This window comes from Limnobacter sp. UBA3528 (assembly GCF_002377005.1).
Classification (GTDB): Bacteria; Pseudomonadota; Gammaproteobacteria; order Burkholderiales; family Burkholderiaceae_B; genus Limnobacter.
The window spans coordinates 1-17,488 of the sequence record NZ_DFOZ01000028.1 but is presented as its reverse complement, the minus strand read 5'-3'; the positions used below and the strand labels follow the sequence as shown (position 1 = coordinate 17,488).

Genomic DNA, 17,488 nt, shown 5'->3' with positions numbered 1-17,488 from the left:
CGGAGGCGTCCATATACGGCAAAACAGACGGCCGAGTCTCGGTGTCGGCTTGTAGCCGACCGCTGCGAATCCACTCAAACGGGGCGGTTTTCTTGAAGTGCGCCCCAAGCAATCCCACTGCCGAGTTGGCCCAATCAGCAGCGGTGTCCCGATCGGCATGCCTTCAAGAAAACCTGCCCGTTTGAATTCACACGCCACGATCGGCCGAAGGCTGACAATCCGATCGACCTTCAGTTTTGTCGAGCGGATTGAGTCAGTGTGACTTCAAAAAGGGATAAACAGGTTTTCTGGCAGGCGATTGGGATTCGCGCTGAGTGGGTGACAAAGACGAGCTTGGCGGGTGAAATAGACGCGCTGAGTGGGTCAAGCACACACGCCAATTGACAATTAAACCCGCGTTGCAAGCTCGCACCGTGGTCGCGTAACCATGCCGTAATCCCGAGCATCCAGCAGCGCTGGGTTCTCAGCCAATTGCATGGCTCCCGCAAACGCGATCATTGCGCCATTGTCAGTGCACAGGCTAAGTTCTGGGAAATAAACCTCGACACCACGTTTGCGCGCTGCTTTCACCAATTGTTCTCGCAGCAATTTATTGGCTCCCACCCCACCAGCCACCACCAGTCGTTTGTGGTCTTGCTGAAGGCAGGCTGCGAGGGCCTTTTTGACCAAGGTTTCAACAATTGCCGCTTGAAAGCTGGCCGCAAGGTCGGCTTTGTCGGTGTCGCTGATCACCATGGTTTCAGAAGGCTGCTTGACGTCCGCCAGCTTCATGGCCGTGGTCAGCACTGCTGTTTTCAAGCCAGAGAAACTGAACATGAAGTCGCCGCTGTGCAGCATGGGGCGGGGCAACTTAAAGCGTTCGGGGTCGCCATTCTCAGCCAGTTTCGACAGGGCAGGGCCGCCAGGGTAAGGCAGACCGATCATTTTTGCTGTTTTGTCAAAGGCCTCACCCGCCGCATCGTCGAGTGTTTCACCCAACAAGGCATAACGCCCCAAACCTTCCACGCCCATGAGTTGCGTGTGTCCGCCGCTGACCAACAAGGCCGTGAAAGGAAAGGCGGGAGGGTTGGCTGAAAGCAGGGGCGACAGCAAATGACCTTCGAGGTGATGCACCGGAATAACTGGCAAGTTCAAACCCATGGCCAGGCTGTAAGCGAAGGCGCAACCCGCCATCAAGGCGCCAGGCAGGCCAGGCCCCGTGGTTACTGCAATCGCATCAACATCAGACATTGAAATGCCTGCTTGCGCAAAAGTGTCGTCCATCAACGGAATCAAGCGGCGAATGTGGTCGCGCGAAGCCAGTTCGGGTACCACACCACCGTAATCCTTGTGCATGGCAATTTGGGAATAAAGGGCCTGTCCTAAAATGCGGCCATCAGTTGCGCACAGCGCCACGCCGGTTTCGTCACAGGAACTTTCAAAACCTAGCACTATTTTTGGGGCAATTGCAGCGGGGGTCACTTTGGGCAGCCAGAACGTATTCAAGGCCGTATTTTAGCCCAGGCCTGCTGAATTCGGCAGCCTGTTCACTTCAAGCACCATGTTCTGTACAGAATGGTGCGCTGCACTAGTTGGGTGCCAGCCCTTCCGTTCAATATTCCCCCATTTCGCCAGAATCAGCCTCTTTGTGGTGCAAAAACCGCTTGAATTGGCTGGCACGCCCCTTGCATTGACACGTGCGTAGGTCGTCAACGGCGGCGATCTGCAGGTGGATTGACAGGTCTCCCAAGGTTGCGAAAGTGGCCAAGGGAGTTGGACAACGGCGTCCGTGCTGCTTCGTGCAGCCGGGGGCCGTTTTTTTTTGGGTAATTTGGGAAAAATAGTATGCTGATGTCCGTCAAAAAACAGAAGCTGGTGGTAATTGGTAACGGCATGGCCGGTATCCGGGTGGTTGAGGAGCTAATCAAGCTTGCACCTGACTTGTATGAAATCACCGTGTTTGGCGCAGAGCCGCATCCCAATTACAATCGGATCATGCTTTCGCCGGTGTTGGCTGGAGAGCAGAAATTCGAAGAAATCGTGCTCAATGATTGGGACTGGTACACCAGCAACAACATTACCCTGCACGTGGGCCGAGAGGTCACTGAAATTGACCGTGTAAAACGGGTGGTGAAATGCGCAGACGGCACCACCGCTCCGTACGATCGTTTGCTGCTGGCCACGGGCTCCAATTCATTCATTCTGCCTGTGCCTGGTTCAACTTTGCCTGGCGTCATCGGTTACCGCGACATTGCCGACACTGAAGCCATGTTGGAGGCCGCCAAGCATTACAAAAAAGCAATCGTAATCGGTGGCGGTTTGCTGGGCCTGGAAGCCGCCAACGGCCTGGCCATTCAAGGCATGGATGTCAGCGTGGTGCATTTGCCCACCTGGTTGATGGAACGCCAACTTGACCCCACCGCAGCAGGTTTGCTGCAAAAAAGTCTTGAAACCAAAGGCCTGAAATTCTTGCTGGCCAAAAACACCAAAGCCTTACATGCCGGGGCTGATGGGCGTGTTGCCAAAATTGAATTTGCCGATGGTGAAGTGCACGACGCAGACTTGGTTGTAATGGCGGTGGGCATTCGCCCGAACGACAAATTGGCCGCTAGCAGCGGTTTGCACTGCAATCGAGGTGTTGTGGTTAACGACACCATGCAAACCATTACCGACCCCAAAATTTATTCTGTGGGCGAATGCGCCAGCCACCGTGGTGTTGCCTATGGTTTGGTGGCCCCCTTGTTTGAACAGGCCAAGGTGTGTGCCAACCACCTTGCTCAGTTTGGCATTGGCCGTTACGAGGGCTCTGTGACGTCAACCAAGCTCAAAGTCACCGGTGTAGATCTGTTTTCTGCTGGCAATTTCATGGGTGGCGAAGGCTGCGAAGAGCTACTGCTTTCCGACCCCATTGGTGGCGTGTACAAAAAACTGGTCATCAAGGAAGACAAACTGGTGGGCGCCTGCCTGTACGGCGACACGGTGGATGGATCCTGGTACTTCAAGCTGATGCGTGAAGGCAAGGCCATCAAAGAGATTCGCGAGAAGCTGATGTTCGGCCAGAACAACATTGGCGACACCGGCCACGAGGGGCAAAGCCAGGCCAGCAAAATGTTGGATACGGATGAAGTGTGCGGTTGCAACGGCGTGTGCAAGGGCACCATTGTGCAGGCCATTAAAACCAAGGGCCTGTTCACCATTGAAGAAGTGCGCAAGCACACCAAAGCCAGTGCAAGCTGCGGTTCATGCACCGGTTTGTGCGAGCAAATTTTGATGAGCACTGCGGGTGCCGATTATTCCGCCACACCCAAAACAAAACCCATGTGTGGCTGTACCGATCATGGTCACCAAGTGGTTCGCGATGCGATTTTCAAGCACCACTTAACCACCAAAGAAGAAGTGTTCGCGACCATGAACTGGCGCACACCCAACGGTTGCGCAAGCTGCCGCCCAGCGGTGAATTATTACCTCATCAGTTCCTGGCCAGGCGAAGCTGTGGACGATCCACAAAGCCGCTTTATCAATGAACGCGCGCACGCCAATATTCAGAAAGACAAAACCTATTCTGTGGTGCCTCGCATGTGGGGTGGCGAAACCACTGCGGCTGAATTGCGTCGCATTGCCGATGTGGTCGACAAGTACAACATTCCAACAGTGAAGGTCACCGGTGGCCAACGCATCGACTTGCTGGGCGTGAAAAAAGAAGACCTGCAAGACGTGTGGAAAGATTTGGACATGCCCAGCGGCCATGCCTATGCCAAAGGTTTGCGTACCGTTAAAACCTGTGTGGGCAGTGAATGGTGCCGTTTTGGCACGCAAGACAGCACGCAGATGGGCAAAGACCTTGAACGTGGTTTGTTCAAAATGTACGCGCCCCACAAAGTAAAACTGGCTGTCTCGGGTTGTCCGCGCAATTGCGCTGAAAGCGGCATCAAGGATGTGGGCGTGATCGGTGTTGATTCCGGTTGGGAAATTTATGTGGGTGGTAACGGCGGCATTAAAACCGAAGTGGCCCAGTTCCTGTGCCGTGTCAAAACCTCAGATGAAGTGATGGCCGTCAGTGGTGCTTTCCTGCAGCTGTATCGCAAGGAAGGCTGGTACCTGGAGCGCACAGTGCATTATCTCGAGCGCGTGGGTCTTGAACACGCCAAGGCCCGTGTGGTTGATGATGTCGCCAATCGCGATGCCCTGTGGGCCGAGCTGCAAGCCGCGCTGGCCATTGAGGAAGACCCATGGCACAAGCCCAAAGAAGCACAGGTTGATTTGCGTCAGTTCATTCCAATCAAACTGGCGGAGGTGGTCTAATGTCGGCATCACTACTTAAGGAACAGAAGGAAATTCAAATGGAATGGATCGACATATGCGCAGTGGAAGACATCCCGGTCTTGGGGTCACGCATTGTGCGCCGCCCTACCGGGCAAGACATCGCAATTTTTCGCAACAGCGAAGAACAGGTGTTTGCGCTGCTGGATGAATGTCCACACAAAAAAGGCCCGTTAAGCCAGGGCATCGTTCATGGCACCACCGTAACTTGCCCCCTGCACAACTGGCAAATTGGCCTGGCCGATGGTTGTGCACGTGAACCCGATGAAGGTTGCACTGCCAAGTTCACCGTGCAGGTGGTGGATGGCCGTGTGCACTTGAAAGCCAGCGAAGTGAAAAACCACGGCATTTAAATCACCATGACCGAATTGCTGCAAACCATTAAAACCACCAAAACAACCTGCCCTTATTGTGGCGTGGGTTGTGGTGTGGTGGTGCGTACGCAAGCGGGAAAAATTATTGATGTGAAAGGCGACGAAACACACCCTGCCAACCTGGGCAAGCTGTGCAGCAAAGGCAGCAAGCTGGCTGAAACGGCGGCTGCAAATGTGTATGGGCAAGTGCGTGCCAGCCAACCTTTGTTGCGCATTCAGCGTGACCAGCAAGTGGCTGCCACCGATTGGAGCACCGCACTTGATTTCACCGCCCGTGAATTTGCGCGGTTGATTGCCACGTACGGCCCCGACAGTGTTGGGTTTTACATCAGCGGCCAACTGCTGACCGAAGACTATTACGTGTTCAACAAACTGGCCAAGGGTTTGATTGGCACCAACAACATCGACACCAATTCACGCCTGTGCATGAGCAGTGCTGTGAGCGGTTATAAACGCACCTTGGGTGCCGACGCGCCGCCTTGCAATTACGATGACCTGGCCTTGGCTGATTGTGTGTTCATCGCCGGTTCCAACATGGCCTATGCGCACCCGATTGCCTATCGCAGGCTTGAAGCCGCGCGTGCTGCCAAGCCTGGTCACAAACTGATTGTGGTTGACCCCCGTGCCACCGACACCGCGCTGATGGCTGATTTGCATTTGAAAATTCAGCCCGGCACCGACGTGATGCTGTTTAATGCCATGCTGCATGTGATGATGCAAAACGGCTGGCTGGACATGGCTTACATCAACAAACACACCGAAGGCTTCGAGGCTGTCGCCAAAGGCCTGGCCGATTACACGCCAAAACTCGCTTCCAGCGTGTGTGGAGTTCCCGAGGCAGACATTGTATTGGCTGCCACCTGGTTCGCCCAAAGCAACAGGACACTCTCCCTGTATTGCCAAGGGTTGAACCAGGCCACCACGGGAACCGATAAAAACACCTCGCTGATTGCCCTGCATTTGGCCACTGGTCAAATTGGCAAAGAAGGTTCTGGTCCGTTTTCCCTCACCGGGCAACCCAATGCCATGGGCGGCAGGGAAGTGGGTGGATTGTCCACCTTGCTGCCCGCACACCGGGAGTTGAACAACCCGGCACACGTGGCAGAAGTGGCGGCATTTTGGGGGGTGAAGCAAATTAGTGCCACGCCCGGCGCCAGTGCAGTTGAAATGTTTGATCAATTGGAGCAGGGCAAAATCAAGGCGGTGTGGGTGGCTTGCACCAACCCTGCGCACTCATTGCCCAATTCGCAAAAAGTAGCGCGTGCCTTGCAAAATGCCGAGCTGGTGGTGGTGCAAGACGCTTACCTGACACCTGCCACCGTGCAGTATGCCGACGTGCTGTTGCCTGCAACCACTTGGGGCGAAAAAGAAGGCACCGTCACCAATAGTGAAAGGCGAATCAGCCGCGTACGGCCAGCAATACCCGCCTATGCCGATTCAAAAAACGATTGGCAAATTGTGGTGGATTTTGCACAGCGGCTTGAAGTGGAATTGCAAAAGCTGGGCGTGCAAAGCCCACGCCTTGACAACACGGCCAACGCTTTCATGCCGTACGCCAATACCGAAGAAATTTTCAACGAGCACCGCGAAACAACGCGTGGCCGTGATTTGGACATTACCGGTTTAAGCTACGCAACGCTTGACACTGAGGGCCCGCAACATTGGCCCATGCCCGAGGGTGCAACACACGGCAAAGCCCGCCTTTACGAAGACGGTGTTTACCCCACAGCCACTGGCAAAGCCAAATTTGTTTTTGCCAGTTATGAACCTGTGGCCGAAGAAGCAGACGCGCGCTTCCCCTGGCGCTTGAACACGGGGCGCTTGCGCGACCAGTGGCATGGTGCAAGCCGCACTGGCACTTTGGCTGAATTTTTCTCGCATGAAGCCGAACCTGTCATTGCATTGCATCCGGCTGATTTCAAGCGCCTCAACTTAAAGCCCTCCAGCTGGGTGTCGGTGAAATCTCGCCGTGCCACCATCACCTTGCGTGCAAAAGAAGATGAATCAGTTGCACGCAATCAGGCTGTGTTGCCCATGCACTGGGGGCCAGAATTTTTCGGTGGAAAATCGGGCGTGGGTGGGGTCAATGCCCTCACCATTGAAGCGTTCGACCCTTATTCCAAGCAACCGGAACTGAAGCATTCAGCCGTGAATATTCAGCGCGTGCATTTGCCCTGGCAGGTGGTGGTGTTTGTTTACAGTGAACATTGGCTCAGCCTGTGGCAAAAAGCCCGGGCGCTGTACGCTGAATTTGACGCAGCTGTGTGTGTGCCGGTTGGCCGTGAACAAACCGGCGTGCTGTTTCGTGCCGCCAGTGCGCAAGCACCGGCCAGGGAAGTAATTGACCGCCTGCAAGCCCTGTTTGAATGCGAGGGCAGCGACGTCATGGTGTATTCCGACCCGAAAACCGATGCCCGCCGACGCATCGGTGTGACAGTTCAAACCACGCAACAGAGTCAAACTGCGACGTTGAACAAAGTGTTTCTCGCGGGCAATATTGAATCCGAAGGCTGGTTGAGAAATTATTTCGATCAGCAACTCGATGTCATGCCCTTGCGCAGCTTTTTGCTGGCACCCGCAAGCCAGCCACCTGGTGTGCAAACCGAATCGGTGCGCATGGTGTGCAACTGTGTGGGTGTTTCTGAACAATCCATTCAGGCGAACATGGCAATTGCCTGTGCAAAAAATCCGAATGCCAGCGAAAACGAAGTTCTCGCTGGTTTGCAAGGCACGCTGAAATGCGGCACGCAATGTGGGTCGTGCGTACCTGAAATCCGTAAACTGATTCGCACACAGGCCAGCCTTGCTACAATAGCGTCTTAAGCATTCTCTAAGACCCCATGTCCAATTCTGCTCAAGCCGACAAGTTTTCTTGCTCCCCCTTCATCAAAGAAATTGGTCGCGGGAAAGATGGCGCGCGTGGCCTGCCTCGCGAGCAAGCGAAAACCCTGTTTTCAGCCATTTTGCGCGGCGAGGTGTCGGACTTTGAACTGGGCGCAGTACTTATCGCATTGCGGGTCAAAGGCGAAAGCCACGACGAGCTGATTGGTTTTTTGCAAGCCATTGCCGAGCACTGGCCTGATGAAAGCCATTCGCCGCATTTTCATACCCTGCAGGCGCTCAATGCCCAATCCAGGTCGGAAAACAAACCCGTTATTGTGATCCCCAGCTACAACGGGGCGCGACGCAAGCCCAACTTCACCCCCTTGCTGGCAGGGCTCTTGGCGCAGCGTGGTTACCCGGTGTTGGTGCATGGTTTGCAAAGCGATTTCACCGGGCGCGTGACCAGTGCAGAAGTGTTTGCCCATTTGAACTGGAATGCAGTGGACATGCCCCACACCGCCCCTGTGTACATGCCCATGGCGCAAATTTACCCGCGCATTGAAGCCTTGTTGCAAACCCGGAAAGTGCTGGGCGTTCGCAGTTGCACGCACACCTTGGTCAAGTTGATGGTGCCCAGTGCATTCACCAACGCATTGCTGGTGACCAGCTACACCCACCCGGAATTCTGGAATTTGCAGCGTGAAGTGTTGTGCGCCACCGGCCACACGGCGCTGGTGTTGCGCGGCCATGAAGGCGAGCCAGTGGCTGCCCCTTATCGCAGCCCGCGTATGGATGGCGTAAAAGCTGGCCGCACTTGGTGTATTTCCGAACCCGAGAACCTGTTTACCGAGCAGCCCGATCCTCACCCGGACATTGATGCGGAATCAACCGCACGTCTCATTGAAATGTGGCTGAACAACCCGCAGGAAATGCCGCACGGTTTTGCGCGGCAACTGGACGCAATCGAAGCCGTAAATCAAGCACCTGAGCAAGCACCAAACCAAGCAACAAGTCATGCAGCAATTTGATGTCATTGTGATTGGCGCCGGTGCTGCAGGCTTGATGTGCGCTGCGCAGGCCGGGCAGGGCGGTTTGCGTGTTGCATTGCTTGACCACAGCGAAAAACTGGCTGAAAAAATCCGGATCAGTGGCGGTGGCCGTTGCAATTTCACGAATGTGAAGGTGTCCGAAGACAATTTCATTTCTGAAAACCCCAGGTTTGCGCGCTCTGCCTTGGGGCGCTACACCCCGGCCAATTTCATCGCACTGGTGAAGCAATACAACATCCCTTTCCATGAAAAGCACAAAGGCCAGCTGTTTTGCGATCGCAAAAGCGATGACATCATCGACATGCTGGCTGCCGAATGCAACGCGGGCAAAGTGAAGTGGTTTCGCCCCCACAGTGTGAACACGGTTGAACACGATGGCAGCCAGTTCAAGCTAAGCACCACGGCTGGCCCTTTGCAGGCCCGCAATGTAGTTGTAGCCACGGGTGGTTTGCCAGTGCCCAAAATAGGCGCCACCGATTTTGGCCTGAAATTGGCCAAGCAATTTGGCCATGCATTGGTCGATCAGCGCCCCGCCTTGGTGCCGCTTACTTTTGATTCCAGTCTGTGGGAGCCTTTTGTAGAACTGGCCGGCGTGGCCTTGCCGGTACTTAGCCGTGGCAGTGATTCCAATGCCCCCTGGTTTGACGAAGACCTGTTGTTCACCCATCGCGGCTTGAGTGGCCCTGCGGTATTGCAGGCCTCGACTTACTGGAACCCCGGCCAGCCAGTTACCCTGAACCTGGCTGGTAAGGAAACAGACGCAGCGGCGCTACAAACCGATTTGCTGCAAGCCACGCTGGGCGCAAAAGCCAATGCCGAGAACTGGTTTGCTGCGCAAGTGCCGCACTGGCCCAAGCGTTTGGTGCAAGCCTGGTTGAAGAAACCGGAATTGCAGGCCATTGCAGGGCGCAAAGTGGCGGAGTTGGGAAAAAAGCAACTGGGGCCCTTGGCGCAGTTAATTGCCGCGTGGCAGTTGGTGCCCAGTGGCACAGAGGGCTATAAAAAAGCGGAGGTGATGCGCGGTGGGGTCAGCACTGCTGATTTGCAGCCCAAAACACTCGAATCGCGCAAAATTCCAGGTCTGTACTTTATTGGCGAGGTGGTTGATGTCACTGGCTGGCTGGGTGGCTATAACTTCCAATGGGCTTGGGCCAGTGGCTACACCGCAGCCCATGCAATATTGGACCAAAAATAGTTGAAAACCCTTGAGAAAGCCGGCTTTCACATGGTACTATCTCGGTCTTTGCCAGATTCTTGGCGGTAACTCTTTGCTCTAACGCATTGGGTTTTGCACAAAACCTTGTGTAAAATCAATGGGTTGGAAACTAAAAAACAACTTACGAACACCCGATTGGAGCCATATGCCAAACGTTCGCGTTAAAGAAAACGAGCCATTTGAAGTTGCCCTGCGTCGCTTCAAGCGCACTATCGAAAAAACAGGTTTGCTGACTGAACTGCGTTCACGCGAGTTCTACGAAAAGCCAACAGCTGAGCGCAAGCGCCTGAAGGCTGCTGCCGTAAAGCGTCACTACAAGCGCCTGCGCAGCCAAATGTTGCCCAAGAAAATGTATTGATTCGTTTGGTATGTCACTGAAAGCGCAAATTCTTGAAGACATCAAGCTGGCCATGAAGGCCCGCGAGCAAGTAAAACTCGCAACGCTTCGAATGCTCTCGGCGGCAATCAAACAAAAAGAGGTCGACGAACGCGTCGAGCTCGACGATACGGCGGTTCTCGCCATCATCGAAAAGCAAATCAAGCAACGAAACGAAGCCGCCATCCAGTTTGAGCAGGGTGGTCGGCCAGAGTCGGCTGAGGCTGAAAAGGCCGAGGCTGCCGTTTTGGCGTCTTACCTTCCCGCACAATTGTCCGAAGCGGAAGTTGTGGCCGAAATTCAGGCCATTGTTCAGGCTGTGGGTGCCACAGGCCCTCAAGACATGGGCAAGGTCATGGGTGCAGTCAAAGCCAAGCTGGCCGGCAAGGCCGACATGAGCAAGGTATCTGGTCTGGTCAAAGCGGCATTGTCCAAATAAGCAAGCGTCTCGCAAGCAGACTGCTCGTTTCCTCCCCTTTGGGTTTGTTATTCTAGAAGTCGAGCCCCTGGCTCTGATTTTTCTGTGCGTGAATTCACCCAAACTGCATGATTCCTCAAAGCTTTATTGACGATTTGCTTTACCGCCTCGACATTGCCGATGTGGTGGGGCGCTATGTTCAATTAAAGGCGGCCGGAGCAAACCTGCAGGGCTTGTGCCCGTTTCACAACGAGAAATCCCCGTCATTCACGGTCAGCCCGTCCAAACAGTTTTATCACTGCTTTGGCTGCGGTGCACATGGCAATGCGGTGGGGTTTGTCATGGAGCACCTTGGGCTTACTTTTCCAGAGGCCGTTGAAAACCTGGCCGGTAATTTGGGCATTGATGTGCCCTACGAAAAAGGCATGGATGTGCCGGCTGAGGTGCGTTCTGAGCGTGAAGAACTGGTTGAGTTGTTGACACGTGCCGCCAACTATTACAAGGCGCAGCTAAAAAAAAGCCCGGTTGCCATTGATTACCTGAAGAATCGCGGATTGACGGGGCAGGTGGCTGCCCGCTACGGCATGGGTTACGCGCCCGATGCCTACCAAAACTTGGAAAGCGTCATTGAAAATTACGCTAGCAATACCCAGCTTGATTTGGCCGGGCTTACGAAAATTAGCGACAGCAACCGCCGGTACGACGCTTTTCGCGGTCGCATCATGTTCCCGATCCGAAATGCCAAAGGGCAAGTAATCGGGTTTGGGGGGCGCGTGTTGGGTGACGAAAAACCCAAGTACCTGAATAGCCCTGAAACACCCGTGTTTTCAAAAGGGCACGAGGTGTATGGCCTGTTCGAGGCGCGCCAGGCGATTCACAAAATGGGTTATGCCTTGGTCACCGAAGGTTATATGGATGTGGTGGCTTTGGCGCAATGGGGTTTCGAGAATGCAGTGGCCACCTTGGGTACGGCTGTAACGCCTGACCATGTGTTGAAGTTGTTCAAACAAACCGATCGGCTTGTTTTTGCGTTTGATGGTGACGGGGCGGGTCAAAAGGCGGCCTGGCGAGCCTTGCAGGCTTGTTTGCCGCACGTCAGCGAGAACAAGCGGGCGGATTTCATTTTTCTGCCAGCCGAGCACGACCCCGACTCTTTTATTCGAACTGAGGGGCCAGATGGTTTTGAGGCCATGGTGGCGCAAGCCGCCTCCTTGTCAGAATTCTTGGCGCGCTACCTGGAACGCAATTACCCACTGCAACAAATTGAGGGCAGCGCGGCTGCCATTTCATTCTTGAAACCTTTGATTGTGCAGATGCAGCCCACGGTTTATCGGTCTTCGCTGTTGCGTGCCTTGGCCAATTTGCTGGGCGCGACACCCATGGAGCTTAGCCGGCATCTGGGTTTGAAAAGCCGCGAGAGTGGGGGCGACTACTTTTCACCGAAAAACAAGGGGCAGCAAGGGCAGTTCCCGGAGAAAAAGTTTGGCAAGCGGTTTGGAAAGTTTAACGATGAGCCTCTGCAAAACAACTGGGGGCCCAGGCCAACGGCAAAATCGCCTTTGTTAAGCCTGGCTGCGCGTGTGATTCGTGCTCCGCAGCATGTTCAGCTGTGTAATTCATTGCTCGAGTTGTATGAGCGTGAGCAAAACCCGGCTGCGGAAGTGCACAGTTTTGTTCATTTGCTTGAAAAAGTCAGAAATGACCCCAACTTGCTTGAAGCGCGGCTTCAGCATGCCTTCAACGACGAAGTGCATCAAAATTGGGTTAACTCGGTTCTAAAAGAAGCGCGTGGTTTGGATGATTCCCTCGATTTTGAAACCGAGTTGCGTTCTGGCGTGTATCAATGTAGCGAGCTATGGTTTAAAGCCGAGCTGGAGCGGCTAACCGCCGAGATGCCAACTCAAGGGGAGCAGTTGCGTTGGTATCACGAGTGCATGCAACGCTTCCAAGAATTAAAACAAAAGCGAGTTAATCAGTTATAATTAAGGGTTACGGTGCAGCTTTTGCATCTTTTTGTAGTGCGTATTTGCGCACTGAGTGGCTGTCATTGAGTTGTTCAGGGAATGAATGTTCAAAATACTCAACATTTTTTCAAAAACACAGGAACAGAAAGCCAAATCCGGCCACAAAACCAAGTCTGCGAAGTCACAAGCCGTGAGTTCTCAGCAAACCGATACACACACACAGATTCCTGGTGGCCAAAAGCCGGAGAAGGAATCCTCCACTAAGGCATCCAAACGCAAGGGAGCGTCGTCAATGGCAGGGAAGAAGGTTTCTCCTCAAAAGGCAACTGTAAAAGAAGCGAAAGTAAACACCGTGGTTAAGAAGACAGAATCCAAGAAAACAGCACCTGTTGCTGAAAAGCCTGTGAGCAAGAAAGCCGCTGCGCCCGTACCCGCACCTGTTGTGGCCGAAGACAAGCCGAAGCGCGGGCGCAAGCCCAAAGCTGCAGAAGCCGCTGCCGAGCCCATCGCAAAGGTGAGCGTGAAAACAGCAAGCAAGCCCGCCAAGGTGGCGGAGCCCGTGGCCGTTGAGGAAGCACAGCCGAAAAAGCGTGGCCGCAAGCCCAAGGTGGCTGAGCAAGCTGCGCCTGCGCAAGCCGCTGAAGCTCCCAAAGGCCGTGGACGCCCGCCCAAAGCCGGCAAGCCCAAGGCCGAGGAAGAGGACGATGACGATATCGATTCCGGTGCCGATGCATCGCTCGATTCTGACGATGTGCCAGAAGATGATGATTCGGACGCCAAGAAAGCCGACCTGGTGATCATGCCCAAGCGTGGTCGCGGTTCCAAGGCCAAAGACAAGGCCTTGATCAATTCGGCTTACCTCAGCTCCGCCAACGCGACAGTTGAAGAACTCGAATTGCGCCGCAACCAGCTTAAAACCCTGATCAAAATGGGTAAAGAGCGCGGCTACCTGACATTTGCTGAAATCAACGACCACTTGCCAGACGATGTTACTGATGGCGAAGTGATCGAGGCCATGGTCAGCACCTTCCACGACATGGGTATTACTGTTTACGAACAGGCCCCTGACGCTGAAGCCTTGCTGATGAACGACAACGCACCGGTTGGCACCTCTGCCGAAGACGCAGAAGAGGAAGCTGAAGCCGCGTTAAGCAACGTTGATTCTGAATTTGGCCGCACCACAGACCCCGTGCGCATGTATATGCGTGAAATGGGCACGGTTGAACTGCTGACCCGTGAAGGCGAAATTGAAATCGCCAAGCGAATTGAGGCAGGCCTGAAAGACATGGTGCAAGCCATTTCCGCCTGCCCGGCCATCGTTGAAGACGTAGTTGGTCTGGGTCAGCGCATTGCTGAAGGTTTGTCGACTGTTGATGAAGTGGTGGACGGGATCATCGATGATTCCATCACCGAAGAAATGGTTGAAGCGGCTGCGCCTGAAGAAACCAACGACGATGACGACAATGAAGACGAGGAAGAGGGCAATGACGGTGGTACAACCTCTGGCATGTCAGCTCGTCAGTTGGAAGAGTTGAAGAAGAATTCCTTGGCCGTTTTTGCTGAAATTGAAAAACAGTTTGCGAAGTTGAAGAAAGTTCGCGCCGACGGTGGTTACAACACGCCAGCTTACAAAAAGGCCAAGGAAGCGATTGCAGAGCAGTTCATGAAAATTCGCTTCACTGCCAAGCAGGTTGAACGCCTGTGCAGCATTTTGCGTGAGCAAGTGGACAGTGTTCGCAAAATTGAGCGCGAAATTTACGACATCGCGGTGAACCGTGTGGGCGTGCCCCGCGAGCAGTTTCTTGACAAGTTCCGTGGCCATGAAGTGGAAGCTGCATGGGTTGATACATTCAGCGCATCGAACGCGGCTTGGGCTGAAACCTGGGCACGCAATGTGCCGGCCATCAATGAATTGCAACAGAAGTTGGTTGCCATTCAAGACACTGTGTCGCTGCCCTTGAACGACTTGCGCGCAATCAACAAGCAAATGGTTTCCGGTGAAAACCGTGCCCGTTTGGCCAAGCGCGAAATGATCGAGGCCAACTTGCGTTTGGTGATTTCGATTGCCAAGAAGTACACCAACCGCGGTTTGCAATTCCTGGATTTGATTCAGGAGGGCAACGTGGGCTTGATGAAAGCGGTGGACAAGTTTGAATATCGCCGTGGCTACAAGTTTTCAACGTACGCCACTTGGTGGATTCGCCAGGCGATTACCCGTTCCATTGCTGACCAGGCACGCACCATTCGTATTCCGGTGCACATGATCGAAACCATCAACAAGATGAATCGTATCAGCCGCCAAATTTTGCAGGAAACCGGTATTGAGCCCGACCCAGCTACGCTGGCCGAGCGCATGGAAATGCCCGAAGAGAAAATTCGCAAAATTTTGAAAATCGCGAAAGAGCCGATTTCGATGGAAACACCGATCGGTGATGACGACGATTCACACTTGGGCGATTTTATTGAAGACAACCACACCTTGGCCCCACAAGATGCAGCGCAATACAGCAGCCTGCGCTTTGTGACCAAAGATGTGCTGGATTCACTGACCCCACGCGAAGCCAAGGTACTGCGCATGCGTTTCGGTATCGAAATGAGCACCGACCACACGCTGGAAGAAGTGGGCAAGCAGTTTGATGTAACCCGCGAGCGGATTCGTCAAATTGAGGCCAAGGCTCTTCGCAAGCTGCGTCACCCCAGCCGTTCAGACAAGCTGAAAAGCTTCCTGGAAGGCGAATAAAGCTTTTGAAAGGTAAAGTGGGGCTATAGCTCAGCGGTTAGAGCAGAGGACTCATAATCCTTTGGTCCCCGGTTCAAATCCGGGTGGCCCTACCACATTGGTTGAAAAATGCCTCGGGTTAGTCACCCGAGGCATTTTTTTGTTTGTCCAACGTGTCGCCGTTATCTTTGAATCATTTGAGATAGCGGGATCGGTGATGACGAAAAATATGTATTCAGCGGCGCTCGCACAGCATGCCGGCATGAAGCGAAGGCATGCTCTGTCGATTGATAAAATTCGACAATTGAAGCGGGGTTTTGGCAAGGGAGGGCAGTTTGATTGTCCTTCCAAGACCTGTGTTTTTGTTGCCGGTTCACTGGGGCGCCATGACTCTGGCGAAAAATCAGACCTTGATCTCTTCCTCACATCGAGTGCGAAAATCGCAATTTCTCACTTGGATAACATCAAATGTTTGGCTTCCATACTTGGTATTTATAAAAAGCTTGGTTACGAACAGCCCAGTAATGATGGCGAATTTTTGAAGATATTCAATATTTCTCAACATGAGTCTTATGTTGGGTCCGCCAGAGATGACGGTGTGAATTGGTTCACGGTACGAATGCTCATGTTGCTGGAGAGCAAACCGTTAACTGATCCACAGTTGTATCGCAAACACAAAGCGGAAATTCTCAAATTCTATTTTCGCGACAGAGACGCTGGAAATGAATTTAAGCCTTTGTTTTTAATGAACGACTTGCTCAGATTTTGGCGAACTTTGTGTTTGAATTATGAGAACGCTCGATCAAAACCTACACCTTCCTGGAAGAAGCGGAATTTCAATTTGAAGTTTAGCCGTATGCTTACCGTGTTCAGCACGGTGTTGCCCATGGTGCTGCAATCTGATGTAACCAATGAGTGGTTGCTGGATTTGACAGACAAAACGCCACTAGAGAGGTTGGCGGGAGGTCTGGATATGTTGAACGACGCAACTTTCAGCGACCAGTTCAAATCTTTCTTGGACGATTACGAGTTTTTCTTGCACACTAAGGAGTGTCAGGACTTTGATCAACTCGACGAACCCACTAAAAACACGTTGAATGGCAAGGCTAGAAATATATCCAGTTTTCTGTTCACTGCCTTGAATCACCCGAATGTTTCATCTGAATATCGACAGTACCTTGTAATTTAATATGACAAATGCTCAGCAAGTTCTTACGCTTGAGGTGAAGGACAAAAAGATCCAGGATCTTTTTGTAGACCTTCATTCGCGCTTTGATCGCGTTGGGAAAGTACCATCAAGCCCTCACGTTACGATACGTGGACCCTACAAAACACCCGTATCCTCTTACAGGTCCAAGCGAATATTGCAGAGGCTTGCCAATCAACCGAATCTGCGACTGTCTGGGGTAGGACGCTTTGAATTGCCCGATTGCCACGTGGTTTATTTGTCCGTTCAAGGCGAAGCGCTGAGAAAGGTGTGGTGGAAACCAGATTTTCCGATTTATCAGTTCGGCTTCAATCCCCATATCACCGTATTCAAAGGTGATAAAGAGGCTGCGGATCGTGTGTTTGAGGCACTGAGTAACTACACCGTTGACCATTCGATCGAGTCTTTCGAATTGAAGATCGATGTTATTGGACAGGCTGTATTGAATTTTGGTAGCTAATTAGCGCGCTATCCATTTCAACCCCTGAAGAGTCACCTTTGAAATCAAATAGAACCGAATGGTCCGGCCAAGCACTACAGCGGGCAGGAACATGGCCATGGGCATTGCGCCCGCGCCTGCGGCAAGTGCCAGCGTTTTAAACGGAATCGGTGCAAATGCCGCGATGAATAATACAGGCGGGCCATATTTGGCCATCAGTGTAGTGGCCTGGTTTACTTCTTCCAGGTTTACTGACTGTGCCCATGCGGCTAATTCGCCGGCAAAGGCAAACCCCAGCAAATAGGCTGAGCACGCACCTGCAACCGAGCACAGCACACAGGCGACCATGAGGTGCTTCCAGCGGTCGGGGCGACCTATGATCATGGGCGGCAACATGATGTCGCTGGGTACGGGGAAAATGAACCCTCCCAGGTAGGTTAGCAGGCACATGGCTGCAATGCCGAACCGGCTGTTGGCCAGTTTCTCGCAAATTGATTTGAGCATGGCCTGGCAAGCTTTGGGTGGGGTGGTCAATTTTTCTATATTGACCGAGTAATGTTTCAGGTTTTAATCAGCAAGGTGCGTATTCTGGTCGAAACTGGAC

14 protein-coding genes and 1 tRNA gene are annotated in these 17,488 nt (G+C 53.2%); 13 read left to right on the top strand and 2 right to left on the bottom strand.

The window, feature by feature from the left end; all coding sequences use genetic code 11:
* Positions 1-185: hypothetical protein (locus B4N58_RS08015; protein WP_291747890.1), on the top strand; the 185-nt coding region annotated here is incomplete at its 5' end.
* A gap of 202 nt (positions 186-387) precedes the next feature.
* Here B4N58_RS08015 and tsaD read toward each other — a convergent pair.
* Positions 388-1,485 (bottom strand): tRNA (adenosine(37)-N6)-threonylcarbamoyltransferase complex transferase subunit TsaD, encoded by a 1,098-nt coding sequence (gene tsaD / locus B4N58_RS08010; protein ID WP_291747889.1) that lies wholly within the window; start codon positions 1,483-1,485, stop codon positions 388-390.
* Positions 1,486-1,824: 339 nt separating this feature from the next.
* On the opposite strand from tsaD, the gene nirB reads away from it, so the two are divergent.
* The 12 genes from nirB to B4N58_RS07950 all read left to right on the top strand — a co-directional run bounded on the left by nirB (position 1,825) and on the right by B4N58_RS07950 (position 16,905).
* Positions 1,825-4,281: a nitrite reductase large subunit NirB gene (gene nirB, locus B4N58_RS08005; protein WP_291747886.1), complete on the top strand. Its 2,457-nt coding sequence runs from the start codon at positions 1,825-1,827 to the stop codon at positions 4,279-4,281.
* Positions 4,281-4,652 carry a nitrite reductase small subunit NirD gene (nirD, locus tag B4N58_RS08000; protein ID WP_348680868.1) on the top strand — a complete coding sequence of 124 codons (372 nt, stop codon included), beginning with the start codon at positions 4,281-4,283 and terminating at the stop codon, positions 4,650-4,652. Before nirB ends, nirD begins: the two co-directional genes overlap by 1 nt.
* 6 nt (positions 4,653-4,658) lie before the next feature.
* Entirely contained in the window at positions 4,659-7,496 is a 2,838-nt protein-coding gene (locus tag B4N58_RS07995; protein WP_291747883.1) for a nitrate reductase, read from the top strand.
* 17 nt (positions 7,497-7,513) lie between these two features.
* Complete coding sequence (ybiB, locus tag B4N58_RS07990) at positions 7,514-8,524, top strand: DNA-binding protein YbiB (RefSeq protein WP_291747880.1); 1,011 nt, start codon at positions 7,514-7,516, stop codon at positions 8,522-8,524.
* The gene (locus tag B4N58_RS07985) at positions 8,511-9,740 is read left to right on the top strand and encodes an NAD(P)/FAD-dependent oxidoreductase (RefSeq protein WP_291747877.1); all 1,230 of its coding nucleotides are present in this window, start codon (positions 8,511-8,513) and stop codon (positions 9,738-9,740) included. The genes ybiB and B4N58_RS07985 overlap by 14 nt, the downstream gene beginning before the upstream one ends.
* A gap of 166 nt (positions 9,741-9,906) precedes the next feature.
* A complete protein-coding gene (gene rpsU, locus B4N58_RS07980; protein WP_105027193.1) occupies positions 9,907-10,119 on the top strand; it encodes a 30S ribosomal protein S21 in 213 nt (70 codons plus the stop codon).
* Positions 10,120-10,129: 10 nt separating this feature from the next.
* Positions 10,130-10,576: a GatB/YqeY domain-containing protein gene (locus tag B4N58_RS07975; protein ID WP_291747875.1), complete on the top strand. Its 447-nt coding sequence runs from the start codon at positions 10,130-10,132 to the stop codon at positions 10,574-10,576.
* Positions 10,577-10,683: 107 nt separating this feature from the next.
* Positions 10,684-12,537 (top strand): DNA primase, encoded by a 1,854-nt coding sequence (gene dnaG / locus B4N58_RS07970; RefSeq protein WP_291747873.1) that lies wholly within the window; start codon positions 10,684-10,686, stop codon positions 12,535-12,537.
* A gap of 85 nt (positions 12,538-12,622) precedes the next feature.
* Positions 12,623-15,259: an RNA polymerase sigma factor RpoD gene (gene rpoD / locus B4N58_RS07965; RefSeq protein ID WP_008251956.1), complete on the top strand. Its 2,637-nt coding sequence runs from the start codon at positions 12,623-12,625 to the stop codon at positions 15,257-15,259.
* A 19-nt stretch (positions 15,260-15,278) separates the two neighbouring features.
* A tRNA-Ile gene (locus B4N58_RS07960) sits at positions 15,279-15,354 on the top strand.
* 44 nt (positions 15,355-15,398) lie between these two features.
* Positions 15,399-16,427 carry a hypothetical protein gene (locus B4N58_RS07955; RefSeq protein ID WP_291747866.1) on the top strand — a complete coding sequence of 343 codons (1,029 nt, stop codon included), beginning with the start codon at positions 15,399-15,401 and terminating at the stop codon, positions 16,425-16,427.
* A 1-nt stretch (position 16,428) separates the two neighbouring features.
* Complete coding sequence (locus B4N58_RS07950) at positions 16,429-16,905, top strand: 2'-5' RNA ligase family protein (RefSeq protein ID WP_291747863.1); 477 nt, start codon at positions 16,429-16,431, stop codon at positions 16,903-16,905.
* Here the strand turns inward: B4N58_RS07950 and B4N58_RS07945 are convergent, their stop codons facing one another.
* Positions 16,906-17,388 (bottom strand): YqaA family protein, encoded by a 483-nt coding sequence (locus B4N58_RS07945; protein ID WP_291747860.1) that lies wholly within the window; start codon positions 17,386-17,388, stop codon positions 16,906-16,908.
* Positions 17,389-17,488 lie beyond the last annotated feature (100 nt).